At 35.7% G+C, this 23279-nt stretch carries 16 protein-coding genes, 1 tRNA gene and 1 pseudogene; 11 read left to right on the forward strand and 7 right to left on the reverse strand.

What is annotated here, in order from left to right:
• The first annotated feature begins 3 nt into the window (after window positions 1–3).
• From der to BW942_RS11900, 4 genes are all read left to right on the forward strand, one after another.
• Window positions 4–1473: a ribosome biogenesis GTPase Der gene (gene der / locus BW942_RS11885; RefSeq protein ID WP_001029804.1), complete on the forward strand. Its 1470-nt coding sequence runs from the start codon at window positions 4–6 to the stop codon at window positions 1471–1473.
• Complete coding sequence (plsY, locus tag BW942_RS11890; protein ID WP_001010595.1) at window positions 1470–2120, forward strand: glycerol-3-phosphate 1-O-acyltransferase PlsY; 651 nt, start codon at window positions 1470–1472, stop codon at window positions 2118–2120. The genes der and plsY overlap by 4 nt, the downstream gene beginning before the upstream one ends.
• Complete coding sequence (locus BW942_RS11895; RefSeq protein ID WP_000615986.1) at window positions 2095–2895, forward strand: hypothetical protein; 801 nt, start codon at window positions 2095–2097, stop codon at window positions 2893–2895. The genes plsY and BW942_RS11895 overlap by 26 nt, the downstream gene beginning before the upstream one ends.
• A gap of 88 nt (window positions 2896–2983) precedes the next feature.
• On the forward strand, window positions 2984–3196 hold the full coding sequence (locus BW942_RS11900) for a hypothetical protein (RefSeq protein ID WP_000910567.1): 213 nt from the start codon (window positions 2984–2986) through the stop codon (window positions 3194–3196).
• A gap of 1556 nt (window positions 3197–4752) precedes the next feature.
• On the opposite strand, the gene BW942_RS11910 is transcribed toward BW942_RS11900, so the two are convergent.
• Entirely contained in the window at window positions 4753–6582 is a 1830-nt protein-coding gene (locus BW942_RS11910; RefSeq protein ID WP_000019139.1) for a motility associated factor glycosyltransferase family protein, read from the reverse strand.
• A gap of 90 nt (window positions 6583–6672) precedes the next feature.
• Between BW942_RS11910 and BW942_RS11915 the strand changes: the two genes are divergently transcribed.
• The gene (locus BW942_RS11915) at window positions 6673–9447 is read left to right on the forward strand and encodes a chromosome segregation SMC family protein (RefSeq protein WP_000281020.1); all 2775 of its coding nucleotides are present in this window, start codon (window positions 6673–6675) and stop codon (window positions 9445–9447) included.
• A gap of 122 nt (window positions 9448–9569) precedes the next feature.
• On the opposite strand, the gene BW942_RS11920 is transcribed toward BW942_RS11915, so the two are convergent.
• The 4 genes from BW942_RS11920 to BW942_RS11935 all read right to left on the reverse strand — a co-directional run bounded on the left by BW942_RS11920 (window position 9570) and on the right by BW942_RS11935 (window position 12401).
• A complete protein-coding gene (locus tag BW942_RS11920) occupies window positions 9570–10100 on the reverse strand; it encodes a DUF1564 domain-containing protein (protein WP_000353573.1) in 531 nt (176 codons plus the stop codon).
• Window positions 10101–10664: 564 nt separating this feature from the next.
• A complete protein-coding gene (locus BW942_RS11925) occupies window positions 10665–10955 on the reverse strand; it encodes a Cys-rich protein (protein WP_000172772.1) in 291 nt (96 codons plus the stop codon).
• A gap of 16 nt (window positions 10956–10971) precedes the next feature.
• Window positions 10972–11045: transfer RNA gene (locus BW942_RS11930), tRNA-Met, on the reverse strand.
• Between the two features lie 60 nt (window positions 11046–11105).
• Window positions 11106–12401 (reverse strand): hypothetical protein, encoded by a 1296-nt coding sequence (locus tag BW942_RS11935; protein WP_002080824.1) that lies wholly within the window; start codon window positions 12399–12401, stop codon window positions 11106–11108.
• A 325-nt stretch (window positions 12402–12726) separates the two neighbouring features.
• Here BW942_RS11935 and glnA point away from each other — a divergent pair, with 325 nt between their 5' ends.
• Both glnA and BW942_RS11945 read left to right on the forward strand, forming a co-directional pair.
• On the forward strand, window positions 12727–14148 hold the full coding sequence (gene glnA / locus BW942_RS11940) for a type I glutamate--ammonia ligase (RefSeq protein ID WP_000091770.1): 1422 nt from the start codon (window positions 12727–12729) through the stop codon (window positions 14146–14148).
• Between the two features lie 29 nt (window positions 14149–14177).
• Window positions 14178–14348: a hypothetical protein gene (locus BW942_RS11945; RefSeq protein ID WP_001975166.1), complete on the forward strand. Its 171-nt coding sequence runs from the start codon at window positions 14178–14180 to the stop codon at window positions 14346–14348.
• A 240-nt stretch (window positions 14349–14588) separates the two neighbouring features.
• Here the strand turns inward: BW942_RS11945 and BW942_RS11950 are convergent.
• Window positions 14589–14909, reverse strand: a pseudogene (locus BW942_RS11950) (IS110 family transposase); the annotation flags it as partial.
• Between the two features lie 50 nt (window positions 14910–14959).
• Here BW942_RS11950 and BW942_RS21790 point away from each other — a divergent pair.
• A complete protein-coding gene (locus BW942_RS21790) occupies window positions 14960–15502 on the forward strand; it encodes a hypothetical protein (RefSeq protein ID WP_000281551.1) in 543 nt (180 codons plus the stop codon).
• A 316-nt stretch (window positions 15503–15818) separates the two neighbouring features.
• Here BW942_RS21790 and BW942_RS11960 read toward each other — a convergent pair whose 3' ends face one another.
• Window positions 15819–16532 carry a hypothetical protein gene (locus BW942_RS11960; protein ID WP_001258973.1) on the reverse strand — a complete coding sequence of 238 codons (714 nt, stop codon included), beginning with the start codon at window positions 16530–16532 and terminating at the stop codon, window positions 15819–15821.
• A gap of 1120 nt (window positions 16533–17652) precedes the next feature.
• Between BW942_RS11960 and BW942_RS11965 the strand changes: the two genes are divergently transcribed.
• The 3 genes from BW942_RS11965 to BW942_RS11985 all read left to right on the forward strand — a co-directional run bounded on the left by BW942_RS11965 (window position 17653) and on the right by BW942_RS11985 (window position 23277).
• On the forward strand, window positions 17653–19014 hold the full coding sequence (locus BW942_RS11965; RefSeq protein WP_000949344.1) for a protein-disulfide reductase DsbD family protein: 1362 nt from the start codon (window positions 17653–17655) through the stop codon (window positions 19012–19014).
• A 1356-nt stretch (window positions 19015–20370) separates the two neighbouring features.
• Complete coding sequence (gene purL / locus BW942_RS11980) at window positions 20371–22608, forward strand: phosphoribosylformylglycinamidine synthase subunit PurL (RefSeq protein WP_000409822.1); 2238 nt, start codon at window positions 20371–20373, stop codon at window positions 22606–22608.
• 15 nt (window positions 22609–22623) lie between these two features.
• On the forward strand, window positions 22624–23277 hold the full coding sequence (locus BW942_RS11985) for a leucine-rich repeat domain-containing protein (protein WP_001010184.1): 654 nt from the start codon (window positions 22624–22626) through the stop codon (window positions 23275–23277).
• Window positions 23278–23279 lie beyond the last annotated feature (2 nt).

The following is a 23279-nucleotide window of genomic DNA, read 5'->3' on the forward strand; positions in this document are numbered from 1 at the left end:
AAGATGGCTAAAGCCGTAAAAAAAGAAATCGCAAAATCGGAAGAAGTCGTTTCGATCAAAGCCCCTCGTAAAGAACCTGGAAAGAAAATACCAGTCGTGTCGATCGTAGGAAGACAGAACGTAGGTAAGTCTACATTATTCAATTCTCTCTTAAAGAAAAAATTAGCGATTACAGAAGACTATCCAGGTGTGACGCGTGACGTTCTTTCCGCAAGAATCTATCAGGAAGAAAAGGATCTCGATTTTTATCTTTGTGATACTCCCGGACTCGACATAGAAAATCCGGATTCACTTTCTCAAACTATATTAGAAACCGCTTATGGACAATTGAGAGAATCGGACGTGATCGTATTTTTACTAGATAAAAATCTGATCACTACGGCAGATCACGGTCTTCTCAATTATTTAAGAAGAGAAGATAAAGTGGCAAACAAACCTATCATCTATTGTGTCAATAAAGCGGATAAGGAACTGGATGAGTTTGATCTAGAAGAATTTTACAGAATGGGACTTTCGGAAGTATTGCCGATTTCTGCAATTGGTAGAAAAAACCTAGGACTTTTACTTGAGAAAATTCAATTTTTTTTAAAGGATAAACCGGGTAAGGTTTGGATCGAAAAAATTTCGGCTTCTAAAAAGAAGGAAGCGCAGCCGTTGCCGCTGGCGGAAGAAGACTACGAGTTCCGTCTTGCGATCGTTGGAAAGCCTAACTCCGGAAAATCTAGTCTTTTAAACGCTATCTGCGGTTACGAACGTGCTGTGGTAAGTGACGTTGCGGGAACTACCCGGGATTCTATAGATACTCTATTAGAATTTGGTGATAGACGATTGCTTCTAACCGACACGGCGGGAATTCGAAAACAAAGTAAAACCGCAGAAGCTTTGGAGTTTTATTCTTATCAAAGAACTATCAAGGCGATAGAATCTAGCGATTTGGTAATTCATCTTTTGGATGCAAAAAAAGGGTTTGGGGATTTTGATAAAAAGATTACCTCACTTCTTCAAGAAAAAGGAAAACCCTTTTTGCTTGCAGTTAACAAGTGGGATTCGATCGAAGATAAAACGGATAAAACTTTTAAAGAATATAAAGAAAAACTCTACAGTCGTTTTCCGTTGTTAAACGAAGTGCCGATCATCACGATTAGTGCGACCGAAAGACTCCGGGTTCAAAAACTCATGGATCTTTCCTTTGATCTCGCCTCGCGTTCACACAGAAAGGTGAGCACTTCTGAACTCAATAAAAATCTAAAAAACTGGATGGGACTTGCAGGAAGGTCTTTTTCTGCACATCAACCTCCTAAGATGCTTTATTGTACTCAAGTATCCACTTCTCCTTTTCATCTCATTTTGTTTGTAAATCACGTAGAATACTTTAAATCGAATTTAGTTTCTTTTCTGAAAAAAAAACTCACGGAAACCTATGACCTTCAAGGAATTCCGATTCGATTAGAGTTTCGATCGGATCGAAAATGAATTTTCCAATTTTTGCATTATTTAGTTTTATATCTGGTTCGATTCCTTTCGGATATTGGATTGCACTTCGGTTTGCCGGAGTAGATATTCGTAAATTAGGAAGTAAGAATATAGGAGCAACTAACGTTGGTCGTTTAATTGGATGGAAATTTGGTTTTGTAGTTTTAGCTTTGGATATAACAAAAGGAATGCTTCCGGTATATCTTTCTAGTGTTTACGTTCCGGAAGGAGGAATTCCATTTCAATTACTCTGCGGAGTTTGTGCCGTATTAGGACATATGTTTTCTCCTTTTTTAGGATTTAGAGGAGGTAAAGGTGTTGCAACTACGTTCGGAGTTTTTTTAGTTTTGACTCCGATTGCTTGTTTAGGAGCGGTTTTGGTTTTTTGGGTGGTGTATAAATTTTTTAAATTTGTATCCTTAGGATCGATTTTTGCTTCCATTACACTTCCACTCGTTTATGCTTTTTCCACGATCCTACTCTTACACGAAGAAGTTTCGTATTGGGTTTTGGGAACTATGGTGTTTATCTCATTCGGGATCATATTGACTCATAGAGAAAATATCATTCGGATCTTAAATAGATCAGAATTGTTCGCGGTTAAAGGCGAGGAACAAGACGGTGATTCAGAGAGAAATCGACGATAACAAAACCAGAGAAGAAAAGATAGAATTTTTAGAACAGTATCTTGAATATCATCCCGTATTTGAAATCGCTGATTTATACAAATGGCTTTATTATGGAGAATTTGGAGAGGTAGAAAAACAGGAATTTTATTCCGATCGAACTGAAGTTGTTCCGGAGTTACAATCTATCTTGGATGATTTAAAATTGGAGGAAGGAAAACCTTATCCGGATAGAATTTGGGAACCTCTTGGATTTTCGCAGAGATATTTACTCGTCTATCTTAGGCCTTATACACAAAGAGATTATCCTCTTAAACGATTGGTCAATTTGATTCAAAGGTCCTCCGCGTTTCAAGGATATAGGATGAGATTTAAGTTGGATTGGATCATACTTAAGGATTTAATTACGGAAAGGATGCCAGTCTTCACCAAACAAGAATTTAACGATTTTGAAGATCGGATAGGGTTTCAGCAATTGCCAGATGTGGAACTTTCTAGCTCTTATAAGAATGCGTATCCCGCAAGTTTTAGAGTTGTATCTGCAAAATTATTTTACGAATATTTTCCGGAGTTTGTAAAAGAACCAAAAGGTTTTTCGCTTTTGACGGACTCAAAAGAAAGCGACGAGTCTGATTCTAAACAGAAACAAACTTTTGTAACTGAATCGGAAGAACCCATCATTCAGAAAAAACATGCTCGAGAAGGGCGTCATAGTCGTTTTGATAGAATGGAAATAGGCGAAGAAGAAATGGGAGAGGTGGTAATTCCGGAAAATTTCAATTTTGATGGACTTTAGAAATGGATTTGAATTTGAATAATATTCGATTTTGCTTTACAAGGTTTTAAATTTAGTGTTCAGTTGAATAAAAAGGAAATTCGCAGTCATGCTTAAAGAAATTAACTTCGCACTTCAGAGTTCTACCGGGGCCAGACAATTTTCAAAGTCCGAATTTACGATTCGGAACATGCCGGATCGTTTACATCCACTTTCCGAGTTGGAAAACGTAAACTCGGGAGCAAGAAATATTGCTAAGGTAGGGGTTAATACGGATGATCAGGCGGTTCGTCGTGGTTATCTGATTGATTTAAATGCTTGATTGGTTAATTTTTTCAAATCCAATCGTTAAAGGAAATTTGCCACTAGGTTTATAACAAAAACAAAGTAATCTTATATTTATAGTGGTTAGTCTGAGGACAATAGGGCCTCTTATTGTCCAAAAAATCTTCTTCCAGTTAAATTTTTGCATTCAATTGCCGTTTGGCGTATCACAAAATAAAAAAACTATTTTATATAGTTTTATAAATTTATCCTTAGTCTTTTGTTACCACTGATCCTTATAAAATTGAGTATCTTAAATTTTTATCAAGACTCTATTCAAAACAAATAAAGCGGAAGAGACGGTAGTCATTTTCCTTATCAAATTTCTGTCTTCTATGGCAAGGATCGCAGGGCTCATTCATTTTTTCTTGTAGGTTTATGTATCTTATTTTCGCTTTTCCTAATTGTAGTTTGGATCCTATATATTTTGAGAATTTTATTCTAAGTTCTATATAAGAAAATTGAAAAGAACCTTTCTAAAAAGAATAAGAGTAAAATAGAATTTGTTATTTATCGAATTTGCCAAGCAATGACACAGGAATTTTTTCTAAATTGTGGGAACTCTTACAAATTCAAAAAATTTACTGTTTTTAACAGCTCATTTTTAAATTACAATATCTGATAATTTTTAGTAGCTCACTTGCGTTTTTAGAGTTCGTTTTAAAGCCTGAAAAAACTTATCATAAATCTTCAAATCAAATGTGGTAGTTCCCGCAGATTAAGTCTCTTTGTCGGTAGAATTTTGAGTTTATCTTTTACTGTTGAAGTTTCTGTGTAGAGTTCCCACAAATTTTACAAAAATCGGCCATCTATAGACATAAAAAAAGAATAAGATTCTAGGAACTCCTATGAACGTTTAAGAACAATGGAGATTGTTCGAACACCACCAATATGACGATTTCTGTGGGAACTACTACGTTTTATAATGAACTTACTAAAATGATTATAACTGATTTCTTTTAACGCGAGTTTGGGGTAAGAAAAAATTTTCTAAAAGTATGAGTTCCTACAATTTAAGAATTTGTTCGTAAAATCGCGATTTGCATAGCTTAATACGTCGCTTAGAAACCGTTTATCATTTTATAATTATCTTTTTTAGAATTTGATTTTTATAGTAGTTCCCACGTTTTAAGATTGTTTCGGATAATCATGTGATTTCTCAAACTCAGGCTGGGGAATTGTTTAAATTCTAAATAGAAATGAGTGGTAGTTCCCACATTTAAAAAATTGAACTGTAAAGTTCAGATTTAAACTTTTTTCAGAATCATAGGTTCTTTACGTAGAACTCATGTTCTTTTAAGATTTTTGGACAACTTCAAAAATAGAAATTATCAATTTTGATACAAATCCGCAGTTTAACACAAAAATTTGAGAACTCAATTTTATATCTAACATCAGCAAACGGTATTATCCGTTCACTTAATAATGGATAAAGAACAAAAGAAAATTAACTTTTTAATAATTCTAATATAGAAATAGGCTACATTTTTTGCAGAAAAATTAAACTATAAAAAAAAGGATTTAAGTTAATTATACTTTACTAATATTATTTTTTTAAGAACGAATTCCAGATAGAAGTTTTCGTTTTAGACCGGAAAATTCCTTTAAAACCGCTCCTAAAAATAGGTTTTTTTTTCTTGTTTCGTCTAATGTGTCTTTATGGCGTAAAATATAAATTTCGGTTTTGCGAATTAAAAAGTTAAGATCTTCCCAGTTATCGATAGCAATTTTAAATTTAGAAAGAACCGAATTATAGGAAACGTCCCGAATAGAAGGATCTGAAAATTCTTCCAAAATATTTTGGATCTTTATCAAAAGATTAGAACGAAAGTCTTCTGCGGCCTTTAAACTGATTTCGGAAGAATTGTAGTCATTCCAGGGAATCCATTCTTTCCAAAAAAAATTATGGCTTGGAAATGAAGAAAGGATCCGATCTGCTTCTTCTAAAGAAACGTTTTTGCAGTTTGCAATTTGGGCACCACGAGAATTTACGTTGTAAACGGAAAAATCCAAGGATCGAAATGATTCTTCAAACCAGTGTCTATAAAGATCTAAAACGTAATCGGTTAAAACTAAACCACCTTCTGCGGATCTAACAAGACGAGTATCTCTTTTTCGAATGATCACTTCGTTTATCTTTTCCAAACTTTGTGTTCTTCCAATTAGAGTGAGCCATTTTTCGTTATGATGAGTGCCGGTGGAATGAATTTCTCTTCCAGAATAAGCTAGATCTTGACCCACTAAAAAAATGGGTTTACATCCAAGATTTCGTAAAAGATCAAACGCAGTGGTAGCCACGCTTCCACCGGATTGGATGTCTCCGATTGGACCTAAAAGTTTTTCCGCAGTTTTAGAACCAGCAGTCACTTCCCGTTTAAATTCACCGCTTGCGTCTACGACGTATTTGGCGCTTAAGGAATGTACTATTTTAGTAAATTTTTGAGATCTTAAAATGGAAGGAGAACTTACTAGATCTGCAAACAAAGGAACATTAGACGATTCCGCTCCCATAAAATGAAAGAAAGAATGAGTCTGTGCGTCTAAAGTGATTACACCGTCCGGAACAATACCAAATTTCAAAAGGGCTTTAAAGGAAGTATCACAGGAAAATAAAAAAACCTTATCTCTCACTTTAGAAATCCACTCGCATTGACTTCTCAGAGAAGGGCCCGCCGAAACGAGCATTGCAGGAGTGTCTAAAAATTTTCCTTTTAATGATTCAATTCTAGTTCTTGGATTTTTGGAATCTGGAAAATTTGCGGTATTAACGAAAGTATTCCGAACCCAGATTCTTTCGAATTCGAACTTAGTCAAAAGATCACTCATTTTAGAAGAAAGAATTTTACGAATTTTAATTTCCAAATCGCTGTAATACGTTTCGTTGAGCGCGGTACTTGCGGTGTTTCTAAAAACCCGAATTCCAGAAACTCGTTCTACCGGAAGTGATTCTAAATAATTCCAAAGAAGATTTAAAGCAGAATGACCTAAAAACAAATGTCTACCAGGAACATCCATTACTGGTTCTAAAATTCCATCCCAAAGAGGAAAGATAAGTTCTGGGTATTCGTCTACGAGAAGAAGAACCTGTCCTGGTTCTAAACTTTTATGAACTTCAAAGATGAGATGTGGATTTCCTAGACCAATTACCACAACTAGATCCGTTGAAGAAATTTTTTGAGTTTGTAGAATTCTTTGTGCTTGGGTTCGAGGAGCGATCGTGCTGGAAAGAGCACGTCCGTTGAGTTCTAAAAACCATTCTTCTGGATTTTTAGCTGGTTTGAGGTCGAAGTTACGACTTGGATCTACAGGTCTCTGGAAATAGAGGGATAAGTACGGCTTTTTCCCGAATATTTCTCTTGTCTTTTCAGAGATATTGTGAGACATAATAACCCAGGGTGCATTCTATTCCCTGCCCAAATCTGGTCAATTGGAAACATTTTCCGGAACATCCGGAAATGAAAAAACATAAAAACTATGTATTTAAAAAGTCTGAATATTGTTGGATTCAAAACGTTCGCGGACGAAACCGAAATTTTACTCGATCCTGGGTTTACGGCGGTCGTAGGTCCGAACGGAAGTGGTAAGTCGAATATCGTAGACGCTGTAAAGTGGGTCTTTGGAGAAAAGTCCGCTAAAGGACTTCGCGGAGATAAAATGGACGACGTGATTTTTCACGGTTCCGAAGCGCGTAAACCCGCGGGTTACGCGGAAGTATCTGTTATCTTCGATAATTCTTCCAAACTCATCAAAATGGATTATCCGACTGTAAAGATGACTCGTCGTCTTTATATGGATGGAAACAACGAATATTGTATCAACGATTCTCGTGTTCAAAGAAAGGACGTAGAAAAACTTCTAATGGATACTGGGATCGGTAAGTCTTCTTATTCGATCATGGAACAAGGTAAAGTGGATCGAATTTTACATTCTAAACCAGAAGAAAGAAGACTGATTTTTGAAGAAGCCGCTGGAATTTCCAGATTTAAAGTAGAACGTCAAGAAGCGCTCAAACGTTTAGAAGACACAAAACAAAATTTACTCCGCATTCAAGACATCATGGGTTCCATGAAAAAAGAAATGGAAATCAAAGAAAAACAAGCGGAGAAAGCAGAAGCTTATTTTAAACTGAAGTCTGAGTTAGACGAAACCGATAAAATAATACGTTATCTTAAATTTTCCACTCTTACCAAAAAGTTAAAAGCTTCGGAAGAGGAGCTTCAGGGTATCAAAGACAAAAATCAAATTTTACTCGATACAATCGGAGAAGAAACTGGTAGAATTGAAATATTAGAAAAAGATAAATCGGAAATTGAAAAAAGAGTTTCCGAAATCGATAAAAAGTTATACGACCATTTGTCTCAGACAAAAATCCAAAAAGAAAAAATAGAAAAAAATAAACAGATCATTTTAGAATACGAAGAAAGAATTTCGGAGATGACTGAGATTTTAAACGGGGAAGAATCTTCTTTGAGTTTACTCGTTATTGATTTAGAAAGAATTCAAAAAGAATGTTTCGAGTTGGAAGGAGAAATAGAACTTCTTCAAGAGGAAATTCAAAAACTAAAAGATTCTAAATCTGGACTTGAAAAACAAATCGAGGACGAAAACCTTTCCGTTCTTGAAAAAGAGTCCAGGATTGCAACCAACGATAAGTCTCACAATGAACTTCGTGAAAAACTCAAAGAAGTCATCTTTGAACTCATTAGCCAACTTGAATCTAGAAAAAAGGAAGCCATCGATACGGAAAATAGAAGAAAAGAATTAAAAGAATTCTTACTTTCTAAAATATCTGAATATTCTATTCAAATAGAAGAGTTAAGAAGGAATTTAGAATTTTCCGAAAAATCTAAGATAGCCATTGTTCTAGAAACCTTACAATTAGGTGAAGTTCAATCTAAACTAGAAGAGTTCGTTCATCTAGAAGATATGATTCGAAACATTCTTTTTGATCGAGACGGATTTTTATCCAGAAAAGAAACCTTGGATCAACAGATTGAAGATTTAATTTTAGAAAACGAAAATCTGACCAGAAGTATCAAGGATTCCGGTTTAAAAATAGAATCCTTGAGAGAAAATTTAGAAGCCAATAAGGAACAAACCGTATTTTTAGAAAAAAAGGTTTTAGAGCTGAGTTCCGAAAAAAATTCTAGATTAGAAATTTGTAAATCGATTCAACTTAGAAAAGAAGAGATCGAAAAAAGAATTCAAAATGCAAAAGATTCTATTCAGAATGTGATTTCTAAAAAACAAGAATTTGAAAAGGAAGTTTCCGAATTAGAACAACAGATCGAGTCCAGTTACAACGAATTTTTAGATATGAGTCGTGCTTTAGAATCTGAAAAAGAATCTCTTAGAAATATTTTAAAAGAGATTCAAAATCTAAAACACGATATTCAAAAAAATCAGGACGATTTTAAAAATCTAATTCCCGTTTTAACAGAAAAAGAAAGAACCGTTTCCGGTTTAAAGGTTCAGATCGATTCTTTTACCGAAGAACTTTATAACGATTATTCTATTTCTGAACAGGAACTTGTTTCTGAATTTCAAAATCGAAACTTAGAAAGAACAAAAGAAGAAGTAAAACTAAAAAAATTAAAATCCGACATTCAAATGCTTGGTTCGATCAATCCTCTTTCTATCGAAGAGTATAGAAGTGTAAAAGAAATCTACGAACATCATCGTGTGCAAAAAGAAGATATAGAAAAATCCAAAGCAGACGTAGAAGAGGTTCTTGGACGAATCAACGAAGAATCAGAAAAATTATTCCGCGAGACGTTTGAAAAGATTCGAGAGAATTTTCAGGAAACATTTTCCACACTTTTCAACGGAGGGCGAGCGATCTTAGAACTGACTGAAAACGAAGATAGTCTCAATGCTGGAATTGAAATTATGGCTGAACCTCCTGGAAAACACGTTCAAAATTTGAGACTTTTATCAGGTGGTGAAAAATCAATGACAGCGATCGCATTGCTTTTTGCGATTTATATGGTCAAACCTTCTCCGTTTTGTTTTTTGGATGAGATAGACGCTGCATTAGACGAAGCGAATAAACTTAGATTTTGTCAGATCTTGGATAAGTTCAAGGACAAGTCTCAGTTTATAGTCATTACTCACGCTCAGTCTACGATCAACAGAGCCAATTCTCTTTTTGGAGTTACAAATGAAGAGCCGGGGATTTCTAGGATTCTTTCTTTAAAGTTGGATGAAGCATCTTCGATTGCAGAGAAGGTAACGGAAGCGGCGGTTTAGAGTTCGTTTTTATTTTTTGGGATCGTTTTGTTTCTATAAGTTTATGCTAAAACATCCCAAGAAAATTCCAGGCTAATTTTTAGATAACGTGGTTTCTGTGTTTAATACTTGTTATACGGAACTTATGAAGTTAAATAGTAAGGATATCTGTTTGTCATTGGGTTTGGTTCGAGTTTTAGTTCTCTCGAAATGAGATTTTGTCTCCTGTCAATCTTCCAAGTCATTTTGTAAGTCCAGTGAAAGCTAGGAACTCCTAGGTTCCAAGTTTTCACAAAAAAATTCTCCTCTTCACCAAGCTCTTCCAACCAGAGCATATAGTTAAAAAGATAACACCTCGAAACACCATGAGCCGCAGCCAACACACCCAAAGTCGACCAAACCCCGGTATGAACCCGAATACTAAACTTTTTCATCTTACCAACGCCCCGATTGTATTTGATTTTACCCGCCTTATAATGAAGACGTTTCATAGAAGCGATCTGTTTAGAATATTTTCTCAATAAAAAGGGAAGTTTGTCCCGAAGGGATTTTCTTTCTTGAGCATTTAAACGATTCCAATAAACATCTGGAACCAAAAGAGAATCTGTACCAACAGCATTTTCTACTAAAGCAGACTCAATTTTTTGACCGTCATCGAATAAAAGAATATCCATACAAGAAACGGTTCTTCGACCTTTCTAAACGGGGCGATTTATAGAAAAAAAAATTTTAAAAGAAAACAAAATATTTTAACGTGAGTTTGGTGGCCCAGAAAATCTGGGCGAATAAAAACCCAATGCAACGACTCTACTATGAGTGCGTTTAAGATAGATTGTATAATACTACAATTTATTGACCAGAGCGAGAGGTCGGTCCGGCAATGTATTGGCAGCCATTCACTCATGTTTTTTATACCGAATTCACGTTATTAAAGAGCTTATCCAAAAACCGTCCAATGTGGGGAACTATTGCGAAAATTTAACGATTATAAGAACTACTCGAAAGTTCGCAAATTTGTCAAATGCGACTTAGTTTGTAGGAACTACTGCATTTTATTAAAAATTTCTAAAGAATTATCGTGTAAAATTTTTTGAGGTTTGGGGACAAGCTCAAAGTGTAAACTATTAGATTCTTTATTATATCGTTCTGAACCAGAATAAAAAAAGAGCGAAAGGCTCCGCTCTTTTAAGAAAAATCAAAAACTTCTTATATTCTAAAAGTTTTATGAATTATCAAATTTATTTTTTATTCGTGTTGTAAGTGCTTACGATACACTCGTTAAACGGTTTACATTGACTCTTATGATTTTCAAAACAAGCGGCAACAGCGGCGCTGTGTTTTTTACAGGAATTGAGGCAGCCGGTTTTCACTTTGTTTTTTTCTTCGGCGCTGAGTTTTCTAGGTGCGTTTTGATCCACACAGCCAGAATAAAAACCGCAAACTTCATTACAAGACGCGGATTGAGCAGATAGAGAACCTGCTAAAATTAGAAAAGAAAGAATTAATAGAAAGAAATGTTTCAACGTCATTCTCCTTTGAAACGATTAGCGACGCAGGGATTCGAACCCCGGACCTGCGGATTATGATTCCGTTGCTCTAACCAGCTGAGCTACGTCGCCGCTTTGTTGAGACCCGATTCAATCGGTTCCAGTGCTATTTTTTTCGAGGGAATTGCACTGTCAAGGTTTCCTTCCGGCCTGAGATTTCCAAATTTCAAACAGAATTTTCCAAGCGGAGACCGAAAAAGTCTCTGCTATTTTTTGATTTTCTAATTCTTTCTTTTCTTTCCATTTTTCCAAAAGTGAATTTGAAATTTCGATTTGAATCGATTTCCAGTCTTTTTGAACGTTTTCGTCTAAAGAAATCGTTAGTAATTCTTGAATCGACTTCAGACGATTCAAGAGTTCCGGAATTTCCGATTCTTCTAATTTTTTCTTTTTGTTTTCTAAAATAGAAAGAAAAATGTTTCTAGCCGTATCATATTCACTTTGAAGAATCGAATGAAAAAAAGATTCTTCTTCCCCTATATGTCTGGAAATTCGGGAAGCAAATCTATGTTCGGTGAGTTCTCTCCAAGATTCATTTCTTTGGAAACTAGGAAAGGAAGTTGGAATTTGTAGATCCAAATTTAAATTCTCCCAAACATCCAAAAGTGTGGAATCTAAAACTAAAAATAAAAACGAAGGACTCAGCCAAGGTGGAACTGAGATCTCTAAATAGTAAAAATTTCCGTTTTTGTCTTTGATGAAATTAGGAGAATTTTCAAAGTCTATTGCGGAAATGATCGCACCAGAACGGGAAAACAAAGTAGGTATAATTTCTTTACTTTCGGAAAGATCGATGAGTAGTTTAGAAAAATTGAATTTGATTTTTTCGGAAATGTTGGAGAATAGATAGATTGCAAAAAGACTTTGAACTCCGTTTAATTTAGGAGTGACTAAAAAAAATCCTTCTTGTCTTTCGTATATCTTTTCCGTAAAATTTTCTGGGATTGGAAACTCTAATATTTTTTCCAGAGTTAAAATATCTTCGGATAAAATTTGAAATTCAAGTTTAAATACGGAAGTGCTCTTTATTTTTTGATTCTTTCTTTTACAAACCTGTTCAATGACTTCTTCGATTTTTGCAATTTTAGAAATCACAGTGGATTGTTCGTTCGAAACAAATGGAAAGTAAAACGATTCCCCCCAAACATATGCTGGAAAAATTTTAGATGGAAACTTGGATGTAATTTCTCCAAGTCGAGAGATAGAACGGAAAAACGTCTTTTCGAACTTTTGAAATTGTACCTTATCAAAAATGGAATCTGGAAATTCGATCCAGTATTTTGCATTTTTTTCTTGAGCCCAGATTTTTAATTGAATCGAAAATTCTTTTAAAGCGGACGGGCTAGAATTTTCAAATAAAGACTCGAGTGTTTCTCGATCCAATCTTTGTTTTAATTCCGTTTCGGTTAGAAGATGAATTTGTCTCATGAGTTTCTCAAATGCTGAACAATATTTATGCAGAATGTAAATTATCGGTACGGATGTTGTACAAAATTTGTGCGAGTTGCCAATGGAACTGTAAAAACGATAAAATCTGCAACCGTAGTGTATTTTAGAGCTTGCCTGTCTTTCAAGGAATTTTACTTTGATTCCGAATTCGATCTTAAAACGGAGTAAAAAGAGAGTTTCTCTCTTTTTCTTGAAAAACATCGAGTTTCAATTCATTGGTACAATATTTGCACAAAAAGTGTAAACGACTCTACGCTTGAATTAGAGATTCATGATTATAATCGAAAACAATTAGGAGAACAGAATGTCCAGAACACCTAGTGAAGTTATTGCCTATGCAAAGGCGAATAACGTTCTATTCTATGATTTCCGTTTTACGGATATCAAAGGAGCTTGGCACCACGTATCATATCACGCCGGTTCCATTAACGAAGATTCTTTCAAAGGCTTACCGTTTGACGGAAGTTCTATCCCAGCTTGGCAACCGATTGATCGGTCCGATATGCAGTTGATTCCGGATACAAGCGCGATCTTTTTAGATCCTTTTACTGCTGATTCTACACTTGTAGTTTTCTGCGACGTATTCGATATTTATAAAGGTACACTTTACGAAAAATGTCCTAGATCTATCGCGAAAAAAGCTCTCAAATACCTTGAGTCTTCTGGTCTTGCGGATACCGCTTATTTCGGACCTGAAAATGAATTTTTCATCTTTGATAATATCAAAGTAAGAGACGCGATCAATGTTCAATATTATGAAATTGATTCTTCCGAAGGAATTTGGAATTCTCATACTGATTTTCCTGGTTCTACAAACACTGGTCACCGTCCTGGTACTAAGGGAGGTTATTTTCCGGTAGCTCCAGTTGATTCTCAAGTGGATTTGAGAGCGGACATTGTGAAAACTCTTCACCAGATCGGTATGGAAACTTTTGTTGTTCACCATGAAGTGGCTCAAGGTCAGGGCGAGATCGGAGTGAAATTTGGTACTTTGATTGAAGCGGCGGATAACGTTCAAAAATTGAAATATGTTGTAAAGATGGTCGCCCACAAATATGGTAAAACGGCTACTTTTATGCCTAAACCTCTTTATGGAGACAATGGTAACGGTATGCACTGTCACCAATCCATTTGGAAAAATGGTGTGAACCTTTTTGCAGGTAAAGGTTATCAAAATTTAAGTGATACTGCAATGCATTATATCGGTGGGGTTCTTTCTCACGCTAAGTCTTGTGCTGCTTTTACAAATGCTTCTACAAATTCTTATAAGAGACTTCTTCCTGGTTTTGAAGCTCCTTCTATTTTAGCTTATTCGGCTCAGAACCGTTCTGCTTCTTGTAGAATTCCTTTCGTAAACGGAGACAAGGCAAGAAGAGTTGAGTTCCGTTTTCCTGATTCTTCCGCTAATCCTTATCTTGCTTTTGCGGCGATGCTTATGGCGGGTATCGACGGGGTTCAAAAGAAAATCGATCCGGGGCCTCCTCGGGAAGAAGATCTTTTTGAACTCTCTTTAGATGAAATTCGTGAAAAAGGAATTCAGCAAATGCCTCATACTCTCAGGGAATCTGTGGAGCATATGCTTCTTGATAAAGAATTTCTGAAGAAAGGTGACGTGTTTACGGAAGAGTTTATCCAGACTTATAAAGCGTATAAGTTTGAAACTGAAATTTGGCCTTGGGAAGGAAGACCTCATCCGTTCGAATTTTTGACTACTTATTCCTGCTGATTCAAGTTAATTTTTAGGGCGGCTCTCTTTTGGGGAGTGTTCTTGGAAATTTTCAAATTGGAATGGAATTTAAAAAGCCCGGGTTTTCTCGGGCTTTTTTTGTTCCTGAGTGTGATTTGAGGAAAATTTCCCATTCGAAAAAAATGGATTTAGAACAAGAATCGATTCACGAAGGAAATGCCACCCGAGCTTTGTCGTAACTGCGACGATCCACTGTAAAACATCGGGCCCAGAACACGCCCCATAGGAAGTGTTCTGTTGAGTTTTGGGCGCTCTACATAAACTCAATGTGTCGCTTCCTCCCATGTATCTTGTGTCAAGCCCTTCCGCTATTTTTTGTCACAGCTTATCCAGTATCTCTGAATAATATTTGTCCATTTCACAAATATAGTATTATGATTTCTGAGTACAAGAAGTTTTGAGACCGGCTCCAAATCCCCACTTCGCAATAATCTCGCTAACTTGATCGAGTCTCTTTTATCCGTTTTGATTTTGTCCGAGTTTTGTATTGGGATCTTTCCGGGTACTACCAGTGTGCAATTCTCCCCTAAAGACTTTAAATATCTGTAAAGCGGATAGCCCGTTACTCCTGCTTTGTAACAACAATGAATTTCGTTATATTCCGATTTGAGTCTGTTGATGAATTTTTTGATTTGCCCCTCATCATGTTTTATCTGTTGTTCTTTTACGATTTCATTTATTTTGCTCGTTAAATACGCGATACTGATTGTTTCTTTGTGAAAATCCGTTCCTACATATATTTTCCTTTTGACTTTAGTTCAGTCTGTCGGTTTTCTTGTTTTGCAGTAACATGTATCTAACCCACGGTTTTCAAGCCCAGAAGGGGGGACCATTTTGTCTGATACTAATTTTTTTGAGTCTATCTGCGATCTTCCCAATCGAACAGGAAATGAAAGAAACAAAACCGTCTAAAGACTTCGTTTTGATAGTATCCTTATCCAAACAAGATTTTAATGTGGATGAAAAAATCAAGGCAGTCATTCGGTTCCGGAATGTGTCCGGCCAATTACAGAGCTATGGTTTCGGTGACCTTGGGAAAGATTTCAACTACATATTGGAATGTTACGCGTATCTTAAGAATAAGAATGGTGGACCACCTCAAGCGCTGCGCACTCAACATGGAGAATGGATGGCGCAAAAGAGTCAAAATGAAGAGATTATGGGTGCACTCAATTCAGGAAAAGAATTGGTGAATACAATTTCCGTTTCTCGTCAGTGTGATTTGACAATGACCGGGACATATCAATTCGTAGTGAAACGCCACAGATATCCTTCTCTTAAAAAATCTGAAATTATCGTGTCCGATCCGATCGTATTTAGAGTGCATGAATAGTAGGATATTTTTCAATGAATTTGAAACTATTTATAGTTATTAAGCTATATAATAAAGTACCTAATATTTTGCGTTGAAACAGTGGTTTACGATAAAAATTAACGGTACTCTATAGTAGTTAGCGTCGCTTAAATTATCATTGGCATCGGCGTTTCTTTTACCCACTTCAAGATTTACGGTTGATAAACTTATCAAAGAGCTAATCGAACTCTCTATCAGAAATATCTTATATTTTCAAGAAAAAATCTCGTTGTACGTTGTTGTAGGAACTCCCACTTAGAACGCGATCCGTAGGAAGCTTCCGCTGAGTTGATCACTATTCCAGGAGCGGTTTGTTCGCGCCCGGATGTTGGATTAAATATTCCTTTACCGTGTTTCTTTTTTTGTCCAGACGAGCCAAGTGATCGTCTATGATCTTTCCGAAATCCAATTTGCCCGTTATGATCTCATAACGTTCCGTTTCCATGGTTCCTAAATCCAGATCAGAGTCGATTTCGGAAGAACGATCCGCGTATTTTTGGGCTTCTTTCCAATAAGGGATTGCCTCTTTGTAAAAACCGTCGGCCACTTCGAAAGAACGGTTTAAGTCGTATGCAAAATCCAAGTTATAAAAATATAAATGTCGCTTATCAAATTGAGAGGCTATCCTCATATAAGAACGCATAATCTGAAGGTTTATATGCATAAAAAGAAGGTTGCGATATTTATAATATTCGTCTTCGTCTTTAACTGGACAAAGAGCGTTCTTAGGATGTCTGAACCGTTTCTTAAGTCCTATCTTTAAAAAGTAAATGTCTCTTCTAAGTTCGTTTTCACCGTAATGAAGTTTGAGACCATAAAGTTGATAATAGTCTTCTAAAAATTTTGGTTCCCATTTATGAAGTTTATAAGGCACCCAATCGGAGAATTTAGTATAAGGACCGTTTTTTTCGTACTCGTAGTTGTAATCTAAATCTATTTCTGGCGAAATAGGAATGCTCAAAAGTATTCCTAAAATACAATAGATTAACTTGATCATTCCCGTACGCATTCAAAATGATTTTCGGCAAATTTCGATTTTTAGGTGAGAATGGAATCTTAGAAAACAAGAGAGTTTTTGAATTTCTTTAAATGAACGTGAATTCAGTGTAAGGGACTCATGGTTCTGAAAAAAGTTTGAATCTGAACCTTACAGATCGATTCCTGAAATGTGGGAACTACCACAAACTTAGATTTGTCTATAAAATGATGTGGGAACTATTGCAAACCATGATTTTACAAACCATTCCTGAAATTGTACCTTTAGAAAATTTTTTCTTAGGCCGAACTCACGTTAAAATAAGATTTAAATTTTGACGATGGCCGTAAAACAGTGGTTTTGTCTAAAAAACTGACTAGACGATGATTCTTTTTGTATTTCTTAGTAGTTCCCACAATTTTCAAAGTTTACTACTCGGACGCAAAATGGTGCTAAAAATGAATGAGTAATTTTTTTAAAGATATAGAAGTCTTCGCGAAATTATGCCAAACCTAAAATTGTTAGCTTTTTTGAAAAAATCTCATATTCTAAGTTTTGAAACAAGTACAGCATAATATTTGTTCGAGTAGTAACTGGTAAATACACGATTTGTGGGAGTTCCCACATCTATTTTTTTACGAAAAAATTGACCTAAGATAAAACGGATTTTTTACTCCGAATTCTCGTTCAATATTAGGATCGATCAATTTATAAGAACTTCTATATTTTCCAAAAATCCACTCTTAATTTTCAGCAGTGTTTGTAACAATCGAATCCAAATCGTTTCTAAAAATCAGACATAAGACGGTCATCTGTGGGAACTCATACGATCTGGATTTTATGGTACAACCTTAAAAATGTGCGAATGCGGATTACTGCGACCTAAAGTATATTTATTAAAATAAGTTCAAAACCTATGATTTTTCTTTGTTTTGTTTCTAAATACTTTGGGGATGTCTTTGATACTTTTTAATTTTGGGTTATAGGGCATTTTGTAGTCTTGGGTTCCGATTAAAAAAAGAATTTTTTGAAATTGGCTCTGAGTCTAAACTTACGAGTTCTGAAATTACTTTGATGGGAATGAGGTTGACCTCAGGTTTTTTAATTGAAGCATAGTTCTCGGAACCAAATTTCTTTTTTGGTCTTTTCATTTGTGTTATCTAAAATTTTAATATATAAGAATTTTATAATACGTTTTTCGATCTTGAGCATCAGCTTATTCGGATGTGTTCTTCCTATTTCCGCAGAAGCTGTATCTGAATCTCTGAGAAAAATAGTTGTAGAAGGTATTTCCGGCGACGGTCCAACAACCGGGTTGATCCTGGTCATGGGTGGAATTTTGGCAAGTTTATTGCCCTGTGTTTATCCTTTGTATCCGATTACAGTAGGAATTATAAGAGCCAGAGGAGAAGGTTCTCCAAAAATTCTTCACCCTGCTATTTATTATCTTGGTTTGGTTGTAACTTATTCTTGTTTTGGGCTGATTGCGGGTTTTAGTGGGGGGGCGTTTAACGTTATCCTACGTTATCCTATCGTAAACCTGGGGCTTTCTATTTTTATTTTTTTATTGGCACTGGGATCATTGGATCTAATTCATCTTCCTTTTTTTAGATCTAAAGAAGTAAAAACAGGACAAGGTTGTGGCGGAACATTTTTACTAGGGATGGGAGCGGGACTTCTTTCGTCTCCTTGTGTAGGACCGGTTGTGGTAGCGATTCTTTTGCAGATCACTGCGGGGGCTGGTGTAATATCGATCGGTTCTGTATTTCTTGCTTCTTTTAAGATGTTTTTGTTTGGGGTCGGTTTAGGTTTTCCTTTTTTAATGATAGGCGTTTTTGGTTTGAGTTTACCAAAATCAGGAAAATGGATGCGTTGGATTCAGTGGATTTTAGGAATATTTGTATTATACTTTTCTTATACGTATTTTCAAAAATCTCTTTCGGGTTGGGGGATTCCAGATTCTTCTATTCCTTTGGCGGCGTTTGGAATTTTGTTTTTACTTTTTTGTCTCTATTTTTTTCTTCCAGATGAATGGAATCGTTATGTGAAAATGAAAAAAACTCTCCTTTTAGGAGGAATTATATTATCCGCTGTAGGACTTGTAGTTTTACTGATGTATAATTTGGAAAGAACCAATTCCATCTCCGTTGTAGAGATGGAAACGAAGGGAAACCTTTCTTGGCATCGAATTCCTTCTAAGGCTTATGCGGAAGGAACAGAGACCGGAAAAAAAGTGTTCATCGATTTTTATGCTGATTGGTGTACAAATTGTAAAACGTTCGAGGAACTTACTCAAAGTGACTCCGCTTTGAACGATGCTTTGCAAGGTGCTGTTCTTTTGAAAATCAAAGACCAAGATCCTATTTTTGAAACGTATGCAAAAGATCCTCGTTTTGAGGAATTAAAAATAGGTCTCCCGTTTTTTGTGATCTTGGACGCTGATGGAAATCTTTTATATAAAAATACAGATTATCAAGATACTTCTACTATGATCCAAATTTTAAAACAACTTTGAAAATCTAAATTTATAACAGTAAATTTGTTTTGTAGGTTTTAAACAGAAGTATTTTAAAAATAGAACTTTAATAATTTATGTTTTTAGAATATTCATAAAATTTTTTTCGATTTTGTTATTTTCTATGTATCTTATGAGATATGTTCTTATTTCACACAAATTCAGAGTAGAAAAATATTACTCATAACTATATAATAAAGTACCTAATATTTTGCATAAAATCAGTGTTTTGTGATAAAATTAACGGTACTCAATTTTATAGAGATCAGTAGTGAATAAAAACTCATTAGAGTTGTTGAAAAATTAATTCCCTATCTTGTTTCATGAAATGATCGATTGAAGCAGCTTTGTTCATCTGCGCTATGGAATTTTTCAACAACTCTAATACCGTTTATTGGTTGCGTTGAACTAATTGGACGTATGTTGTTCTGTAGAGGTTGCGTTTTGGTTGTTTTATAACCTAAGAGCTTGTCCAAAAAAAATCTTAAACACCGACCTGCAAGAGCGACCATAGAAGCGATACATTGAGTTTAGAGAGGTGTTTGCTGAGGTCCGATTGAGTTTCACAAAATGTGGGAACACTACTATCAAAATTTAACGACATTCGAACTACTCGAAAATTCACAAATTGCCAGATGTGATCTCATTTGTAGGAACTACTGCATTTTATTAAAAATTTCTAAAGAGTTATCGCGTAAAATTTTTTGAGGATTTGGAACAAGCTAATGAAACGTTTTTTGAAGTCAGCACATTACTTCTATGATCGCTTTGCAGGTAATAGCTAATCATCTCTTTCTAATTCGTTATACAAAACTCGTGTTATTTAGGTTTTATGAAGATTTTTTTACTACTCGGACGTATGAATAGAATACTTGTGTTAGATTGTTTCAAAAATTTGAATATTTTGGTCTTACTTTAAAATGCCGTAAATCCCGAATTTGCGGTATTTTTTAAGTACTACTATTTTTTCGTAAATTAGGCCGTTAATAACTTGGTACTATTTTTATGCGTCCGAGTAGTAAGTGTTTAATTTTAAACTTGTTCCGACGAAATGGATTTGGTTTGAAAAGTTAAATTCTAAAAATCTGTAAGGTTTTTGTCTCAATCAATGGATCTAATTTACCTCATATAGATTTACAGTCGTTTTTTGACAAAAGACGCCTTGTTCTTTAAAACTGTGGGAACTCTTACAGGTTTAAGAATTAACATACACTCTCTTATTTTAAAAAAGAAAATTTCCAAGTATTCCATTCTTACTCTACAAAACTACGAACGGGAAATTGGGTCCGAACTACGCCCTAATTTTATGGAATATTTGATTTTCAGAGTGCGACTTAGAAAAAATACTGACAAACGATGGAAAAAGACGTCGTTTCCTTAGAAGACGCCCTGGAGCACGGGCTTACCAAAGAAGAATTTCAAAAGATTCAAGAAATTTTAGGAAGAATTCCAAATTCTACCGAACTTGGAATTTTTTCCGCGATGTGGTCGGAACACTGTTCTTATAAAAACTCGATTCTAAAATTAAAAACTCTTCCGACAACCTCAGATAAACTACTTGCAAAAGCAGGAGAAGAAAACGCTGGAGCAATGGATATAGGTGACGGCTTAGCAGTGGTTTTCAAAATAGAAAGCCATAATCATCCTACGGCTGTAGAACCGTATCAGGGAGCAGCGACTGGTGTAGGTGGAATTATGAGAGATATTTTTACGATGGGCGCTCGTCCGATCGTATCTCTCAATTCACTTCGTTTTGGAAATCCGGATGAACCTAAAAATAAATATCTACTTTCTCGTGCGGTAAAGGGAATCGGAGACTACGGAAACTCACTTGGAATTGCAGTGTCGGGTGGAGAACTTTTTATAGATGAATGTTTTTCCAAAAATCCACTCGTAAATGCAATGACCGTCGGGGTTGTGCGTCATGATCAGATGGCGAGTGCGACTACGGGTGGACAAGTTGGTAACTCTGTTTACATCGTAGGAGCTACGACCGGAAGGGACGGAATTCACGGAGCTTCTTTTGCATCCAAGGATCTTTCCAAAGAATCTGAATCGAAACGATCTGCGGTGCAAGTAGGGGATCCGTTTATGGAAAAGCTCTTGATGGAAGCAAGTTTAGAAGCGATTCAGAAAGGACTTCTCGTAGGAATTCAAGACATGGGTGCTGCCGGAATTTCTTGTGCTACTTCCGAAATGAGCGCCAAAGGAAAAACCGGAATGAAGATCGATTTAGATCTTGTTCCATTTAGAGAAACCGGAATGAACGCATACGAAGCGATGTTATCCGAATCTCAAGAAAGAATGTTGGTCGTACCTAAAAAGGGAAAAGAATCGGAACTCGTATCAATATTCGAAAAATGGAATTTAAACGCGGTCAAGATCGGAGAAGTTACAGCAGATGGAATGATCGAAATTTATATGGGCGGAAAACTGAAAGCTAAAATTCCTGCCGAATCACTTGTGTTAGGTGGAGGAGCTCCCCGTTACGAAAGAGAAACCAAACGTCCTTCATATCTGGATGCGGTCAAAACTTGGAAACCAGATGAGATTCCCGACGTGACCAAAGGTGCAAATTCAAAAGAGATATTGCTCAAAATTCTTTCTTCTTGGAATGTGTGTTCTAGAAAACCGATCACGGAACAATATGATAGTGAAGTTGGTTTAGTAAAACTCATCGGTCCCGGTTTAGACGGGGGACTTTCCGCTATTCCCGGTACAAATAAAGCACTTGCAACTGCAACCGATTGTAATTCCAGATATACGTATTTAGATCCTTATAAAGGTGCGGAATTTGCCGTATGTGAAGCAGCTCGAAATGTGTATGTGACCGGTGCAACTCCTTACGGAGTGACTAATAATCTTAATTTTGCAAATCCTTATATTCCTGAAAACTACTATATATTTTCTGAATGTATTCGTGGAATGGGCGACGCTTGTCGTTTTCTGGGACTTCCTGTGACGGGTGGTAATGTATCTTTTTACAATGAATCTCCGGAAGGTCCAATTTTTCCAACTCCTACGATTGGTATGGTGGGAATTTTAGAAAATAAGGAAAAACTTATATTCAATTTTCCGAAAGAAATCGGGGTTGAACTTGCGGTTCTGGGAAATTTTCGTCCTTCTCTCGGGGGAAGTGAATATTTGAAAAAAATCCACGGTCAAATCAACGGAAGTATTCCCGAGTTGGATATTAAAGAAGAATTAGAACTTTGTAAACTAATCCTTTCCTTGAATGAAAGTAGAATTTTAAAATCTGCGAAAGATCTTTCTTTGGGAGGAATTGCAGTAGCACTTTCTAAAACGGTACTTTTTTCGGGGTTAGGAATTGAGTCTGACCTAACGTCTCTTAGACGGAACAGATTGGATTTGACCCTTTTTGGAGAAAGTTCGACAGCGGTTTTGGTAGGATTTGATTCGTTATCGAAAGAAGACATTCGTAAACAGACTGAAGCTTATGGATTAAAGTTCTATCCGATAGGAAAAACAAATTCTTCCGGAATTTTAGAAATCAAAGACGCCGAAATTAAAATTTCTTTCCAGGAATTGAGCGGACCTTATGAAAAAGGTTTAGAGGCGGTTTTTGCATTATAAAAAAGGATCAAACCAATGAATTTCCTATCTTTAAAAAAAATCTTTAAGCTCTATTTCTTTCTTTGGGTTTCGTTTTTTGGGATCGATTGTAAAAAAAACGCGGTAGAGATTTTAGAAGAAGCAAAAAGAAAATCGGAATCGATTCAAATCTTAGATTTAGGAATGCAAAAGTTAACCTCGATTCCAGAAGGAGTTTGCTCTTTTCCGAATTTGACTCAGCTGGATTTACGTTTGAACAGTTTGAATTCTCTTCCTGGTTGGATTGGAGCTTGTAAAAATCTGGAACAAATTAACCTTTTCGGAAATGATCTAAATACGGTTCCATCTTCTTTTTCTAAATTAAAGAATTTGAAAGTATTACTCTTGGGTAATAACGATTTTACTTTTCTACCTTCGGAACTTTTGTTTCTGCCTTTGCTTAAAACCCTGTATTTGGATCAAAACAAGCTTACGTTGACTGAAACGGATGTTGAAATTCTAGCTTCTCTTTCCAGTTTGGAAGAATTGGATCTTAATTTGAACTCTGGAATCAAAGTGCTTCCTTCTAACTATAATAAATTGAAAAATCTGACTCATTTAAAAAGATTGAATATTAAAAAAACTTCATTAAAGGGGGAGGATGCTGATAAATTACAAGCAGTTCTCCCAAATACAAGAATAGACTATTGATA

This window comes from Leptospira interrogans, from assembly GCF_900156205.1.
In the GTDB taxonomy this organism is placed as follows: domain Bacteria; phylum Spirochaetota; class Leptospiria; order Leptospirales; family Leptospiraceae; genus Leptospira; species Leptospira interrogans.

Bases quoted from the DNA above. Each gene is read 5' to 3' on its own strand.
- der (WP_001029804.1), top strand. From the start codon at position 4: ATGGCTAAAGCCGTAAAAAAAGAAATCGCAAAATCGGAAGAAGTCGTT.
- BW942_RS11935 (WP_002080824.1), bottom strand. From the start codon at position 12,401: ATGAGACAAATTCATCTTCTAACCGAAACGGAATTAAAACAAAGATTG.
- plsY (WP_001010595.1), top strand. From the start codon at position 1,470: ATGAATTTTCCAATTTTTGCATTATTTAGTTTTATATCTGGTTCGATT.
- BW942_RS11915 (WP_000281020.1), top strand. From the start codon at position 6,673: ATGTATTTAAAAAGTCTGAATATTGTTGGATTCAAAACGTTCGCGGAC.
- BW942_RS11900 (WP_000910567.1), top strand. From the start codon at position 2,984: ATGCTTAAAGAAATTAACTTCGCACTTCAGAGTTCTACCGGGGCCAGA.
- BW942_RS11920 (WP_000353573.1), bottom strand. From the start codon at position 10,100: ATGGATATTCTTTTATTCGATGACGGTCAAAAAATTGAGTCTGCTTTA.
- BW942_RS21790 (WP_000281551.1), top strand. From the start codon at position 14,960: ATGTATCTAACCCACGGTTTTCAAGCCCAGAAGGGGGGACCATTTTGT.
- BW942_RS11960 (WP_001258973.1), bottom strand. From the start codon at position 16,532: ATGCGTACGGGAATGATCAAGTTAATCTATTGTATTTTAGGAATACTT.
- BW942_RS11925 (WP_000172772.1), bottom strand. From the start codon at position 10,955: ATGACGTTGAAACATTTCTTTCTATTAATTCTTTCTTTTCTAATTTTA.
- BW942_RS11910 (WP_000019139.1), bottom strand. From the start codon at position 6,582: ATGTCTCACAATATCTCTGAAAAGACAAGAGAAATATTCGGGAAAAAG.
- purL (WP_000409822.1), top strand. From the start codon at position 20,371: ATGGAAAAAGACGTCGTTTCCTTAGAAGACGCCCTGGAGCACGGGCTT.
- glnA (WP_000091770.1), top strand. From the start codon at position 12,727: ATGTCCAGAACACCTAGTGAAGTTATTGCCTATGCAAAGGCGAATAAC.
- BW942_RS11985 (WP_001010184.1), top strand. From the start codon at position 22,624: ATGAATTTCCTATCTTTAAAAAAAATCTTTAAGCTCTATTTCTTTCTT.